Annotated in this window: 11 protein-coding genes; all 11 read right to left on the bottom strand. The window is 39.7% G+C overall.

Annotated features, from left to right (window positions below; genetic code table 11):
- Nucleotides 1-56: 56 nt before the first annotated feature.
- The 11 genes from CWC18_RS21705 to fabR all read right to left on the bottom strand — a co-directional run bounded on the left by CWC18_RS21705 (nt 57) and on the right by fabR (nt 14,670).
- Nucleotides 57-716 carry an acyltransferase gene (locus CWC18_RS21705; protein WP_138591567.1) on the bottom strand — a complete coding sequence of 220 codons (660 nt, stop codon included), beginning with the start codon at nt 714-716 and terminating at the stop codon, nt 57-59.
- Entirely contained in the window at nt 709-1,605 is an 897-nt protein-coding gene (locus CWC18_RS07045; RefSeq protein ID WP_138674981.1) for a glycosyltransferase, read from the bottom strand. The genes CWC18_RS21705 and CWC18_RS07045 overlap by 8 nt, the downstream gene beginning before the upstream one ends.
- 16 nt (nt 1,606-1,621) lie before the next feature.
- Nucleotides 1,622-2,539 carry a GNAT family N-acetyltransferase gene (locus tag CWC18_RS07040; protein WP_138591569.1) on the bottom strand — a complete coding sequence of 306 codons (918 nt, stop codon included), beginning with the start codon at nt 2,537-2,539 and terminating at the stop codon, nt 1,622-1,624.
- Complete coding sequence (locus tag CWC18_RS07035; protein WP_171041049.1) at nt 2,526-3,257, bottom strand: polysaccharide deacetylase family protein; 732 nt, start codon at nt 3,255-3,257, stop codon at nt 2,526-2,528. Before CWC18_RS07035 ends, CWC18_RS07040 begins: the two co-directional genes overlap by 14 nt.
- Before the next feature lie 367 nt (nt 3,258-3,624).
- Nucleotides 3,625-4,686 (bottom strand): hypothetical protein, encoded by a 1,062-nt coding sequence (locus CWC18_RS07030; protein ID WP_138591571.1) that lies wholly within the window; start codon nt 4,684-4,686, stop codon nt 3,625-3,627.
- A gap of 60 nt (nt 4,687-4,746) precedes the next feature.
- Complete coding sequence (locus CWC18_RS07025; RefSeq protein WP_138674979.1) at nt 4,747-6,219, bottom strand: internalin; 1,473 nt, start codon at nt 6,217-6,219, stop codon at nt 4,747-4,749.
- Nucleotides 6,220-6,228: 9 nt separating this feature from the next.
- A complete protein-coding gene (locus tag CWC18_RS07020; RefSeq protein WP_138591573.1) occupies nt 6,229-7,074 on the bottom strand; it encodes a GEVED domain-containing protein in 846 nt (281 codons plus the stop codon).
- Nucleotides 7,075-7,084: 10 nt separating this feature from the next.
- A complete protein-coding gene (locus tag CWC18_RS07015) occupies nt 7,085-8,335 on the bottom strand; it encodes a hypothetical protein (protein WP_138591574.1) in 1,251 nt (416 codons plus the stop codon).
- Nucleotides 8,336-8,373: 38 nt separating this feature from the next.
- Nucleotides 8,374-10,365, bottom strand: coding sequence for a Hint domain-containing protein (locus CWC18_RS07010; RefSeq protein WP_138591575.1), 1,992 nt, complete (start codon nt 10,363-10,365; stop codon nt 8,374-8,376).
- Nucleotides 10,366-10,484: 119 nt separating this feature from the next.
- Nucleotides 10,485-13,766, bottom strand: coding sequence for a M4 family metallopeptidase (locus CWC18_RS07005; protein WP_138674978.1), 3,282 nt, complete (start codon nt 13,764-13,766; stop codon nt 10,485-10,487).
- Between the two features lie 298 nt (nt 13,767-14,064).
- The gene (fabR, locus tag CWC18_RS07000; protein WP_119862195.1) at nt 14,065-14,670 is read right to left on the bottom strand and encodes an HTH-type transcriptional repressor FabR; all 606 of its coding nucleotides are present in this window, start codon (nt 14,668-14,670) and stop codon (nt 14,065-14,067) included.
- Nucleotides 14,671-14,726 lie beyond the last annotated feature (56 nt).

Here is a 14,726-nt window from a genome sequence, read left to right as displayed (position 1 = left end):
ATCAACAAAATTGGTTTTAATCTCTCTTACATAAAATATATGAGTAACAGTTATACTCAGCGATGCGATAGACGTTTAACTATTTGGCATGGGTTTCCTGCAACTACAGTCAGCGGAGGAACATTTTTGGTAACGACACTCCCCGCTCCGACTACAGCGCCTCTGCCAATTGTGACGCCAGGTAAAATAATGCAGCCATAACCAACCCATACATCATCTCCTACAGTGACTGGCGAAATTTTTATGCGCTGCTCTTCGTTGTCAGCCCCCCTGTCGGTTAATGCATGGCCACTTGAATCCATAATCACAACATTAGGGCCAAACATCACATTGTCACCGATTTCAACGGAGTCATAGCTGCAAATAGACGTGCCTTGTAAAGTGCAATTGTTACCTATGTTAATTTTGCCAAGGGGCCTACTAACCAATTTATTACATGACAACTTGACTGGAGGATTAGGAAATGCAGCAGCTTGTGTCGAGTCCATAAAACAATTTTCACCAATAATGATCGAGTTTTTAATCTCTTCTTTTGAAAATTGATAGCTGGGCGAGGCTTCATTGTAAATTGAGGTAATATAGACTCTCGGACACCCTTTAATTAATGCCCCCCGACCTAAGTTGAGTTTATTATTTATTGTTTTCTTCAACATAGCATCTGACAGTGATAAATCTTGAGTGGGGCATAAAATAATATTATTTTTATATCTAAACATAATCTTTAAGTAAGGCTTTATTGTTATAGTTATTTTTCACAATGGATTCCCAACCTAGGTTTTCATCACTTAAAATTTTAGTAATATCACATGGATGCTTTTTATGAATATAGGCACAGTTTGATGTAGATGTTTTAATATTATCTATCGTCGTTCTAGTATGCGGAGTATGTATTGCTTTTGTTTCTGACATAAATAGAAAATGACAATGTTCCTTATGCAACCGAATACCAAGCTCAACATCTTCACCTCCCCAACTTTGAAAGTACTCATCAAAACCGCCAATCTTTTTTAAAACATTTCGAGAAATAGACAAATGGCATGTCCAGCATAATAGCCATGGGGTAGTTATATTTTCAAAGTCAACATTCATACTTACCAATGAACGCTGTCGAGTATCAATGTAATCTACATTCCCATCCAGCTCAAAAAATAGGTTTTCTAATGATTTTTTATCTGAGAAAGTATGGGGCATATCACGCTGTGAAGGTTCAAACTCTTGCATTCCATAAGCACTACCAATGGCAACTAGTTTATTAGTTTTATTATGCTGATAATAATGTGACAAAAGTAGATCTGGCGCTGCCACCATACCTGAATCTAAAAACAAACAAATATCATAACTTGCTCTTCTAATACCTTTGTTTCTTGCTAGCGCCACTCTAAAACCAAGATCCTCTTGATAAATATATTTCATTGATAATAAATTAGAGTAGTTCTTTACCACAGAACTAGTATCATCGGTCGAACCGTCATCAATAACAATTACTTCAAATTTTAGCTGCTCATCATTTAACATGATATTTTGATAGCTCAATGATTTTAATGTGCTGCTTAGTAATTCACTACGATTATAGGTAGGAATAATAACCGAAATCCCTTTACTCATAATAACTCCAAAACTTTTATATGCTTATATATTTTGAAAGGTGAACATAATCCCATGCAACAGAAAAACCAAACCTTCCATAAATAGCAGCAGCATCTGATTGATTTATAAATGCATTTTTTGCTCCCTTTACTTTCAATTTCTTAATAGCGAAATCAAATATAAAAAATGCTAAAGATCCACCTCTATGTTCATTAGCAACACCAAGCACTGATGGTGCTCCACAGTCGGGCCCCATTAATTTAACCCAATTAGAACCTGAAAAAATTTCCCCAGGGTAATGCAACATACAAGTTGCCACGATTAAATTATTTATTCTTAGCACAACGATATTTTCATATTTTCCTTGGTCGATAAAATCCTTATAAAATGGATACCAATGAGGAAAATAACGAGAATGAAAATCCAGTAGCACATTAGTTTCTTCAGGTCTTACAAACCCTAAATCCATGCCTTGTGGTTTATGTTTACGTGCTAAAAATGCGGGAGACTCATAACGCTCAATATTGCAGATCTGATCTAATGAACTCCCTTTATTCACCCAGTCATTTGCTAAGAAGAATGCAATTGCTTCAACTCTGTCTTTAGGCATCGCACGCCACAATGGAGAGCTCAAAAAGCTACACAAGGTGGCTTTATTTACGCCCTGCTCCATAGCCTCATGCATAACTCGATTTAATAATGTCGTAGCAAGTCCACTTCTTCTGTGCTCAGGCACAACTACAATCACATAAATACTGACTTCACACTCAAAGATCTCATAGCTAATATATGCAATAGTCTTATCTTTAATTGCAATGGCTATCATTTTCTTTTCTTGTAACAACGATTCATATAAACCTTTTTCAATCGGCCATGCCTCCCCTAATACTTCATCCCATATACGGTATGTTGATCTATACCCTTGGTGAAACTCAAGTTCAGAACCTAGCATTTTTCATCCTTATTAATTTCTTTTTTTTATTACTGACCAGTGCATCAATCGTAACAAATCGATATCCTTGCGCTTTCGCTTTTCGAATCAGAATATCAATAGCTTTCGTAGTCGAAATACGAGATCCACCTCCATCATGGAGTAAAATAATGGCTTCATTATGTAAGTTTGAAAGTGCATTATTTGCTATTTTTTTAGGATTATCATCATAAAACCAATCTTGAGTATCAATCGACCAACCAATAACTTCACACCCATAGCGATTTATAATTTTTAGCTGAAGATCTGTGATATCACCAAATGCAGGACGAAAATATTGTGGTTTAAAACCTAAAACATCCTCCATTATATTTTGAGTTTTACGTATTTGAAGGTACATCAAATTAAAGTTGTTTTTTTGTGATGCCCAAGGGTGAGAGAAAGTATGGTTACCAATTAAATGTCCCTGCCTATACACATTCTTCGCTATTACTTGGTCTCTATATAAGCTTTTACCTGTCATAAAGAAAGAGGCTTTGACATTATGCTTTCTGAGAACAGACAATATATCGTTGGTATATTTAGATGGGCCATCATCGAACGTCAAAGCCAAACTTTTAGAGTTTCCATTCCCACACAAAATAAATTTATTTTTCAGAGATGACTGGCGTGAAAATTGCTGTAGCGGGACTTGACCCCACCCAGGTAAGTAAGGAGTTCTAACGTACTGCTTCTGCAAAATAAACCAGCCAAAAATTAAAATATAAAATGTATTATTAGATTTAACAAAATATAGGGACAATATCCACTAATAAAAAACCCAAAAAAAACACATAAAAAAAACAAAACCCTAAAAAATATATAAAAAAAAACAAAAGTAAAAATGAAAAATACTCATACAAGATGTTAGTAACAATGACAAAACACGAATACTCGTATAAAAACACAAAGTTCATAAAAAAGTTAAAATAATAAGCTTATCAATCATGTGTATATAATCGACAATCTTATTATTTTATTCTGCAGGAAAATTCATAATGAAAGTTAGGCGTGATTGACATGAGTAGTAAAGGAATATCGCGACCCCACTACATCAATGTCATTTTTTATAAGCATTGTGCTAACCAAGGAGATGTCATACATACACTGCGAATACCTTCCATATCACTTAACAAAGTGGTCGCACGTTCTACTTCCAATTGCGCAGCGTCGAGTTCACCGTCATTTGCAATCGCCAAAAATGCCCTCGCTCGCTCTAAACGCCTAACGGCTGCACCATATCGGCTTTCTATTTTTTTCCAGACTGTGTCATAGTGCGGATCGGTTTGTATATTGTGGGTTTGTAAAACATAATGACCTGACTCTTCATAAGAACGTGTAGTAATGCTTCTCGGTGCTTTCTCGATAGCTTTCAGATCTTTAGCCAACCCTGAATCTCCAAAAGCATAATCAGACAAACGCTGCAACGTCGTTAAACATGGCGTAATATTACTACCTCGACAATGCTGTGTATTGTTATTCAGCAAGGTGGTTAATTGTGCTGGTAAAGGCGCGCTTGAATTGGCGTCAATACTTAATACCGCATTCGCTGCATACTTCTCTATTAACTTGACCTTAGTGATCGTTTTTTTGAAAAAGAGTAACCGTATCTTAATTTTCGTTACAAAACGTTTGTAGTCAGCCTCTGAGCGAAAATGTAATCGGGTATTGATAAACACATCTCGGCCATAATCAAGCTGATATATAAACGAATTACCACAGTCGTTATTTTCATACCCTACCACTAACTGGCGATTTTCTAAGGTGCTATACCCTTCATCGAATTTCAGATGCAATTGTGACGTTAGGCTCAATTTATCGGTCGAATTACGGTGAGTGATCGAGGTAGAAACACTGCCAGCAATGATAAATAAGTTAACACCGCCATGCACTTCACCAAACGTTCTGCGACGCACTTGCGTTGCATTTAATCGCTGTAAATAGTCAAGCTCACCTGACATAGCGCTGTGATAACGGACTTGCCCTGTTACACATTTAGCATCAGGGGTATGCGACAGCAGGTTAAAGCCTCTCCCCAAATCGGCTTGCGTGTACGACTCAGTATAATAACGCTTGGAAAACACACTAAATGAACAACACAGTATTAATAGGCTCACTAATATTCTCATGCCTACTCCTTAGCATGGGCCAAAGTCATTCACTTTGGCCCAAAATTGTTAGTAGTCAGATTAAAACGCTGTACCATACGTGCTTAATGCACCTTCACACAAACGCCAATTTAGAATACCAACCGCGGGGGTTTTAGCATTTATGAAAGTAGGTGCCCAACGCATATTGCGATATTTAACACTCTCATCTTCAGCAATCACACCTGCTCTCACCGCTTCTTGACGAGCAAGCTCACACTGCTTCCAGTCAAGCCTGTCTGAAGAAGGCAATTGTAGTTGCGTTACATCATACCCTGCAGGGCACGTTTTACCGCGACGAGTACAATCATCTCTCATTTTCTGAACTTCAACCTCGCATGATGTACCAAATGGATTGTCACGACAAAATTGCGCTGCATTGAATAAGAACCATGCATTGTCATATGCCAGCTTTTGAATTTGCTCTACCGCATTGCTCTGAGCGTCAGGTAAATAGGCGTAATAGCTGGTCAATAGACTTGTTGCACGTTGCTCATCAAGTACTGCTTGTTTAAAATCATCTTCAAGCTCACTGATCAACCACTTAGTCGCATTTCTAACGGGTTGATAATTGGCTACCAAGGGTCTCACAGCTAAAGACGCACTGTCATAACGTGTCGTGTAATACCTCACCACGTTATAGTCGCTTAGTGAGTTTAACTGTGCTCTAAAGCCATCTTTAGAGTACTTCACAGCCTCATAGAACATATCAAAACATGGCTTAGGATTATCCAGTGAACACGTAATAATATTGTTTGGAATAATACTCAGTAACTGCTTTGGATCACCCCCATGTTGAATGGCACGCACTGTGATCTTCACAGATGATTTGGTGTCATCTTGTAAATATTTTAACTGGCCACCCACGTTGAATATGCCACCATATAAATCAACATCAAGGTATCCGCCAATTTCAGACTTATCACGGTTACTGCCATAATCGATTTTTAGGTTCACCATTATATTGGCGCCATACTCAATACCGCTGACAAACTCATCCCCAGCTAATTGCTGTAAACGCGCTTGATATTTATTGGCAATTTCGCTTCCTGCGGGCGATAAGGTATAACCTATGTTACTGTCCTCAGGTAAAAATAATCGTTTCTTCGGGGTACTGGTTGCACTGAATGTATATGAACTAGAATACGTACTTGAGGCCATCTCTTTTGCTAATGATGCGCCCGCTGATACGCGTACCACGGGAAAATTTACATCAATATCAACACTGCCATTTAATGTGCTCAGCAAGTCGTCATAGCTCATGTCGATGCCCGTTTTAAACTTGACTTCTGTGTTACCAAAAGTTTCATCTACACGGCCCGCTATCGGCTGTACATTCAAAAATCGATTCGTCTGACTATCATACGCCGTACCAATCGCCACGTGGTCATTGATCAACCCAGAAATGGTTGAGCCTGAATTCGTAGACACTTGATTATCTACGCTTGGTGCTTTTGCTAATGCATAGTGACTAGCCATGCTCAGTAGGAGCACTGTAGAATATAATGGTTTCATAATTAGTCCTTAACGAATTGTCACCAGGTAGTCTTCAACTTCACCATAATGAATACGGTTACACGCATCATCAGAGCCACCGCCCGCATCTGTCGCTACGCGCATTAACGTCACACCATCTAACTGCTCTGCAGGCACATTGACTGCAAATTTGAATATGCCGTCTGATGCTGACTTAAACACCATCTCAGATGTTGAGAACTGTCCATCTTGGTCCCAATCAATCCATACCCTCGCGGCGACAAATGATGGGTAATCAGGTTCTTTGTTTCCAGGAGTAATAGTCATTGATACCGTACGACCAGCAGACAGAGTCACAACTTTGCCAGATACCGCCGTGTAGTCTCGGCCGACTGATTCATGAGTAAAGTTATCAATGGATACTTTAGATACCCATTCCCACTCATTATCAAATGCAGTATTGTCGCAGTATTGATGGGCCAATATCGTCGTTTTTAAGGCAACAGGCACATATTCTGGCGGCATAGTGCTACAGGCATCTGTCGCACTATTACCAGCATGCCAATCATAAGGATTGGTAAAGTCAGTATTCGCAAATGTCAGGTATTGTGCTTTGCCTTGTGCAAGACGCTGCGGAGAAAGCCATAGCGCTTTAAGCTGGTTTAGCTTCTCTTCTTTACTGATAATTTGCGTAGTATCGAACGCACGTTCCCACACTTCGACTAATAAACCGTCGTAGCACTTTTCTAGCCATGCGAAGCGACCTTGCGCCTGCGAAGCCGTGAGTAAATCGCCTAATTCATTATAATTTGCAGTCTGTTCAAGCTCCGTGTTTGCCAGTGCACTTGATGCAACGCACAACACAGACGATGCTGCTAATAGTTGTTTTATCATGGTTATATCCTTATTTTAAAACTGCACTAAAGCTACTGTAATCTCGGTAATAACTGAGGTTTTGTGCCTCATATTCAATACAGTAATTGCCTTCCGGATTTTGCTCACAATAATCCACCATGTCGGCAAATAAATTTGCATTACTGCGGCTTGATGTCTCAATTTCACGAAGTTGTTCTAGTTCAGAGGTAGAAAACTGTGATGCGTAGTAACGCTGTAAATTTTTCGCTCTACGATAGGTAAGGCGCTCTTCAATCCAGCGACTGGTTAACTCTTTTACCACTAACTTTGTTAGGTAATTAACCGCAACGTAACCCTGAGCAGGCACAAGTTGTTGTAACTGCGGGCCAGAATCTTGGTAATCAGCTAAGTAGGTATCTGTCACGTTATAATCATCTAGCGAGTTAAACTGATTGATGTAGTCTGTTTTAAGGTATTTAACAGCCGATTCAAATAATGCGAAGCAAGGTTCTGGGTTTAATAACGTACAGCGCATAATGCCATTAGGGATAATGCTTAATAGACGATTAGGATCGCCACCACTTTGATAACCACTCACAGAAATCTTTATTGACTGACGTTTACTGTCATCTAATTTCTGTAATTTACCATCCACCTTAACTTTACCGATCCAGTCAACACTTAAATACCCGCCAATGATCCGCTTGTCCGATTCGTTGCGATAATCAATTTTCATATTGATCACAACATTAGACCCATAAGCAAACCCATGCACAAAGCCATCACCTAGATTCTTCGCTTTATTACCGGGCTGTGCCACGGCTAAGTCTAGCGCGGCCTGTGTTGGCAGGTACCCTGTCGTCGAAGACGGCATTAACATACGCGCTTTGGGTTTTACCGATGAATAAACCGTATAAGTACCGGTATACTTATCAGCACTGATGTCTTTGGCATAATTCGCACCTGCATCCACCCGTACCGCCGGAAACTTAAAGCCGGCATCCACTTTACCATCGATCAGCTTTAACGCTTGCTCATAACCTAAATCGACACCGACTCTAAAGTCGATTTTAGAGTTACCTAAATCTTCAACTTCAGCCCCTGTAACCGACTGCAAGCCAAGAAATACATTGCCTTTACTTTTATATGCCGTCCCCAGTGGTACCGTATCAAGATTATCAGTTCCTTCAGATGAGATAGTTACATCCGTCGCTTTATCAAATGATGGGACCATGGTTGCAGCAAAACTTGATGTACTCATCAGTGCCAATAATATAGGGGTATAAACAAAAACTTTCATAATGTCCTCCTTGTACGGCCCCGTAGGGCCGCCATCATTTATCGAATGCTATTCAGGTAATCTTTGTGCCAAGGTTCCGGCAAACGATTTAAGACATCTTGTTGCGTTTCAACTTCATTCTTAAACTCATTATCACTTTGCATCCCTAGGTCACCGACTTGAATGCCATTGGCAAACATACTGAATGTTTCACCCTCTATTTGAATATCGTCGTGTTTATTACGTTTGAGTCGCAGGTTATAAACCTTTCCGTCAAATTTCACTTCGTCTATTTTGGTAATAAACTCTGTTTTACCCTTAGTATGAATACGTTCACCTAGTTCTAGATCTTTTGCCCAAACCGATTGACCAGATTGGGTGATCACAGGATGCGACTCAGTTAACAGTAATTTTTTCCCTTCACGCGTGGTTAACTGGATCATAGGGATCGCTTCAACCCCGATAGAAATATCGGCAATTTCAAGATCTAATCTTTGTGCTGGGTTAAACTGGCTCGCACCAACAACCGTGTCACCGACTTGTAACATCTCGATAGGTAATTGCTTTCCACCCGGCAGGGTGATCAAGCTCCCTTCAGCTAAACAGCTATAGACAATTTGCATTTGTGGATAATCTGTTTTATCCCAAGATGAATTTAAACCTGACGAACCAATGACATGTACTTCAGGACGCGCACCTTGGCTTGCTCGAAGCTCATTATCTAATGCAAGATTCATGATCCAGTTAGCATCTTGATAACGGCCATACAATGATGCATCACCAAATACGCCTTGATTTCTTGGAATATTCCAAGAAATCTTGGTCATGATCCTTCTGCCAGTGCCTATATATTCAACATTTAGATTGTCAGCAAAGAAATTCTGAATATCTGTATACTGATGACCTGAAATAGTAGACGCACCGCCACCTTCTTTCGTTTGAACAAAGATATTGGTGCCAAAATCAGCAGTGCCTGGTTTCTCTACTTGCCCACCATCGACTAACTTAATCGTCCCATCACCATTGTCTTGTACATTAAGTACTGTCCAATCAGGGCGATAAATACGCGTCACTTTACCGCGCATCACATATTCGCCCACAAATGGAATTTTAAGTTTTAATTGGTCATTTGGTGTATTAGTTGGATAAATATTTTCATAGTCACAATCACCATAATTACGGTTTAAACACACGATAATTTTTTGGTCTGGTGTTGTAGCACCCGCTTTTGAGCGGACATCTTTTGGATGAATAATGGTAGCCGTATTACCATTTAAAATACCAATATCAGCAGTAATACTCATATCTGTGTCTGACTTCGCAGCAAACTCTGGTGCCACATAACCCAGCTCAGCCAAGATTGCTTCTTTTGAATATTCTACTTTTGAATTACGGTCTTCAACGACTTCATTACCATTAGCATCGGTTGTTACCACAGTCACCCATGCATCTGCGTAGACACGCTCAGCCGTTTTCAATTTAGCCAATACATCTGCGACTTTTGCAGCGGAGTAAATTGATTTACGTTTTTTCTCTGAACCATCACCAAAAAATTCAGCATAACGAGGTAACGTGATCGAGCTTCCCTTCTCATCAACTAAGGTAATATCAATAAAGGTGTAGTCAGTCGTCGTAATCTCACTATTTAATGCAGAAACAACCAAGTATTGATCATTTGTGCCTGGCCAATTTAATACTTCATAGCCCATATGTTTAAAGAACGTGCATAGACTGGTGTGATGTGCATCACAGCTCGCAGAGTTTCCACCAATCATTTTCTGGTTTAATGACGCGTCAACTTGGTGACCATTTTCTAATTGTTTATTAATCAAAGAAAACAAGTGCGGTCGGTTCTGCTTATTGAGGCCGTATTTGTTTAATCTGTCTTTTAAAGCTTGATTTTTAGTTTTGTCGGTTAAATTGGCTTTTTCAAACCCTTGCGCAATATTAAAAGGTGCAGCGGTTTGTGTACTTAACTCTGATTGAGTTGCATACGCTGAGATAGACGCACACCCTAGTGCAAGCGCAATTGATAAACTGAGGACTTTCATCACTTTTCCTTATTATTTTGTAACTAATCAAATTGAATTTTGAGCACGTGCCCAGGGTCCTCATATCTTTGATATGAGGACCTTACTGCTGTAAATTGGTTAAAAACTCGATGGCTGGATTAACTGCCGTTGACTGTGAATTCAATATCTTCAACTTCGCCATAATCAAAGTTGCGACATCCATCGCTGCCATGTTCTGAGGTTGGATGCTCTTCTAAACGTGCTCGCAGTACATACTTTCTGCTTTTCCACCATGAGATCCATGGCAGACGAATAGACTGACTGGCTTTAATACGACACTCACCATTACGGCAATCTTTGGTGTAATTACTATTTACATCGTAATAATTCGCTTCACCGACTTGAAATGACTCATCGCGATCTCCATCAAGCCAAATCGTAAAGCGCACATCACGGTTATCACGATTCAATAAATTATCAATGGTGCCTTCATCCAGCACATTACTGCGGATATCAACATTCAACTCAAGACTATCTTTAAACTCCAGATTTGTTTGATGCTTCACATAGCCATTAGCGTTGGTGCCCGAAGAGCCTGTAATTAAATGGCGTGAATAAATTGAAGTCCACAGGTGCATTTCATCAATATAAATTGTTTGTGCGTTACTCGGGTTGTTTATCCCTACCTCACACTGTGCAGGTGCGCTCAAGGTGATTTGCTGTGAAAACTCATCGAATTGGCCACTATCATCCTGATAGTCAACTCGTAAATTAACCGTGTAGTTTCCATCAACAAACGGGTATTGCACGTCATCAGGGTGCTTTTTGGTACTGCCTTGATTATCGAAGCCAAAGCGCCATGTATAACGAGGCTGCCTAATGTCATTAACTTGTGAGGTATTGGTAAATGTAACACGATTATCAGCAGCAATTTGATAGGTAAAGCCAGCCTCAAGTGGGAGTTCAGGTATTTCAACATCCGCTTTTAAGTCTACAATCTGAGACGCTTTTGCATAGCCACAGGCGTCGTAAAATGCATATTGGCCACCTAATGAAATACGCATTAATCCAATACCTGCCGAAATCGTGTCTTTGAGTTTAAAGGTCACCTGGCCGTTCGTGATGGTTTGATTAGAGACCATCATTTCACTGTCTGAGAACAAGCCATCGCGGTTATTATCTAATAATACCGACACCAATTTACCATTAAGCGAGCTATCAAACTTAACCACTTGCTGAACGTGTTTATTTAACACATGTGTATCAGTTAGCACACTTTGATATGGCTGAGTGTTTAATGGTATTTGCTGATCATTCACCGTAATCGAAGACAAACTAGACTGCCCTTGAGCCTGTACTGGCGGGCACGCAGCTTGTACCGCTCGACTATAATAATGCCTGTACCCGACCAATTCAGTGTTGTCAGTTTTTAATACGCTTAGCTTAAAGCGGATCAAATCATCAATATTTACCAATCGCTCTCGCTGTAAAAATGCATGAATTGCAGTGGCGCTGTTTTTTTGCCAGCGCTCAATAGTTCCATCCCCCCACTCAACCTTAATGGCTTTTATTTGGTTCGCAGGAACAGTACTTAACGTATAACTTACAACGTCGTATTGAATCGAACCTTCGAAATCAAGTGTCGATAATTGACTATTTTGCGCAACAACACCTACAGAATGTAATGTGGCATCTATTTGCTGTTTAACTTCGTTATTTGTGCCTTTATGAGTAAAGTAACTTGCCTGATCAATCAGGCACATACCAGCATCTTGAACTGACATTCCTTTAAAAAAGCAATTAATATTGGCACGTAAGAAGAGTTTAAACGCATCTTGAATAGACCAATTTTGAGTTTTAACCAACTCATAAAATGCCTTTCTAAATACCCCTGAGGTTTCGTAAATTGACTGACTTGGGTTGTATGACTTGAAATGATCAATACTTTTTCCATCCCAAGATGGCATAGCAAAATATCGTCCACCGGTGTCTTCGTACAATACATCCCAACCAAACCACCATTTACGATTTCCTCTATGATTGGTATCACTGTCTAATGACTTACGATTAAAAGCTCGAGAGTGTGCATAAGAGCCTGATACGTTTTGCGATAAGTAATCAAACACTGCAATACTAGCAATATCTGAAAATGCCTCATTTAATGCGCCATCCTGGCCTGTTGCATTAAGCTGGCTGTTCCAATATGTCACCGCGTGGCTTGCTTCATGGGATACAATATCTAAAGTTGTATGATAATAATGCGTACCGCCATAGTTACCGGTGCCATAATTTACATAGGTATCATCCCAATTTGCTTGCGAATTACCATGAGTGTTATTACCCACATTTTGCACCAGTTGTTTAAGACAAAAGCCTTGCGCATCACATTGAGTTTGTTGATTAGGATACATTTCAGCCAATAGCTTGTGATAGTACTGCATCACCAAACCCGCATTGAAATGCGCATCATTCACACCTGAATAACTAAAATAATCATAATATTGATCATCCACGCTTGTTTGCTCAAAGTGCTCATTATTACCGGCACATTGATAACTGGCCGCGCGCGTTTTATCACCTATATAATCAATCGTTTTGACGTACGGGTTCTCTAGCGTACATACCCCTTGCTGTTTTGACACCACAAAAGGGTAGCCTGAAAAGTCGGAAAATAACGACGCTTGGGGATCTGTAAAGAGTAATTCAGATGCAGCAAGATCTGCTGGGTCAAACTTATACGATAAACAGTTTTGCATACTTGCAGGCGCTGGAGAGTAACAAATAGCCCCTAATTTCTCATTGCCGCCAATACCGCCACCCGTAACAAAGCTTTGCTGCGATGAGAACCCATCAATATCATTTTCTTGGCGTAAAACTTTAAAACTCTGAGCATCCACTATCAAATTAACACGGTTCGAAGGAGTGATTACATTCGCAACAAATACTGCCCGCAAATCGTCACCTTCCAAGGAAAAGGCTTTGCTCACTTTAGGCTCACTCACAAATGCAACGCCATCAGTGTGTAAACGTTGAACCAGCTTTTCTTTTATCTTTTTGTCACTTAACTTGAATGGTGCTGGGTGAGGAATGCTAAACCCTTCTTCAACTAACAGCGCATTACCTAATCCTTGTTCGATATTTCCAGCCTTATCAACCAATAAGACAAATCGATTATCTAGTACCGGAATATTGCCAAGGTAGACTTGGTAATGCTGGTAGCGCCCATTTGCGCCTATTGTTTTTACTGCCTGATAATTAACTGTGAGCTCGCGCTGCTCTAGTTTATTAGCAGCACGCTTGCCTAGTTTAGGGTTCAGAAGGTGCGCTTGGACTTTAGGCCACACATGACTTTCATTGACTAAAGAATACTGTTCGATAGCGTGGCTGTTCAACGTCACTCCCATCAAACCGCTTAATGTTAACCACAACCGTTTTTTCATTCCGACTCCCTCGATATACCCGTTATAGAACTTTTTAATTTACGTAAAAAAAGTGTAAACATTCTATTTAGAGTAAGGTATCAGAATTAACAAATGAATAACAAAAAAGTCTTATATCGGATTAAAAAACAATCAACACATTGATATCAGGGAGTTAGGCTTAAAACAAAAAATTAACACCGCTACAGTGAGAAAAATCAGCCTCAGGTAGTTTGAATACGTACCAAAAAAGTACTAGTAGAAATTATTTAATATATATTACAATGAGTTAAAAAACACTGTGTAAAATAAAATACAGTTAATGGCTACCATAATGTGCTGATCCCCTCGCAATATAACGCAGTTGCCATACTAACCGCTCTGTTAGCTCCTCTAACTGCTGGCTATCTTGATCTAACGCATCAGCCCCCGCGTTAAACACCAGAATAACCATTGCTTCAGCTTGCATATAGGCGTGATGTTTATCGCATGGCGTCTCAGTTTCTAAATAATGCGCTAACTCTAAAGTAAAGTGTTTAATTTCTCGCGCCACAGCAGCACGAAACGCTTTAGATGTGCCTGAACGTTCACGAAGTAATAGTCGAAATTGGTTACTCGATGTATCAATAAACTCCATGAACGTCTGCACTGAAGTGTTAATCACACTTCCCCCACTGGCAATACGACGTCTGGCTTGTCGCATTAATTGACGTAGCGTCAAACCCGCTTCATCAACCATGGTTAATCCCAATTCATTCATATCTTTAAAATGCCGATAAAAAGAAGTCGGGGCAATACCAGCTTCACGCGCAACTTCTCGTAGGCTTATATTTGAAAAACTATGCTCAGCGCTTAACTGATTAAAAGCGGCTTCAATAAGTGCTTGTCGAGTTTTTTGTTTTTGCTGTGCACGAACACCTGACATTTTTCATTCCATATTTAATTAGATCAAACATTGTAGAGTCTAATACTTGACGGCAG

The organism is Pseudoalteromonas aurantia (assembly GCF_005886875.1).
In the GTDB taxonomy this organism is placed as follows: Bacteria; Pseudomonadota; Gammaproteobacteria; order Enterobacterales; family Alteromonadaceae; genus Pseudoalteromonas; species Pseudoalteromonas aurantia_A.
This window is presented reverse-complemented; position numbering and strand designations above follow the sequence as displayed.

Coding starts and splice junctions, on each gene's coding strand:
- CWC18_RS07030 (WP_138591571.1), bottom strand. CDS start 4,686: ATGAGAATATTAGTGAGCCTATTAATACTGTGTTGTTCATTTAGTGTG.
- CWC18_RS07015 (WP_138591574.1), bottom strand. CDS start 8,335: ATGAAAGTTTTTGTTTATACCCCTATATTATTGGCACTGATGAGTACA.
- CWC18_RS07010 (WP_138591575.1), bottom strand. CDS start 10,365: ATGAAAGTCCTCAGTTTATCAATTGCGCTTGCACTAGGGTGTGCGTCT.
- CWC18_RS07020 (WP_138591573.1), bottom strand. CDS start 7,074: ATGATAAAACAACTATTAGCAGCATCGTCTGTGTTGTGCGTTGCATCA.
- CWC18_RS21705 (WP_138591567.1), bottom strand. CDS start 716: ATGTTTAGATATAAAAATAATATTATTTTATGCCCCACTCAAGATTTA.
- CWC18_RS07025 (WP_138674979.1), bottom strand. CDS start 6,219: ATGAAACCATTATATTCTACAGTGCTCCTACTGAGCATGGCTAGTCAC.
- CWC18_RS07045 (WP_138674981.1), bottom strand. CDS start 1,605: ATGAGTAAAGGGATTTCGGTTATTATTCCTACCTATAATCGTAGTGAA.
- CWC18_RS07005 (WP_138674978.1), bottom strand. CDS start 13,766: ATGAAAAAACGGTTGTGGTTAACATTAAGCGGTTTGATGGGAGTGACG.
- fabR (WP_119862195.1), bottom strand. CDS start 14,670: ATGTCAGGTGTTCGTGCACAGCAAAAACAAAAAACTCGACAAGCACTT.
- CWC18_RS07040 (WP_138591569.1), bottom strand. CDS start 2,539: ATGCTAGGTTCTGAACTTGAGTTTCACCAAGGGTATAGATCAACATAC.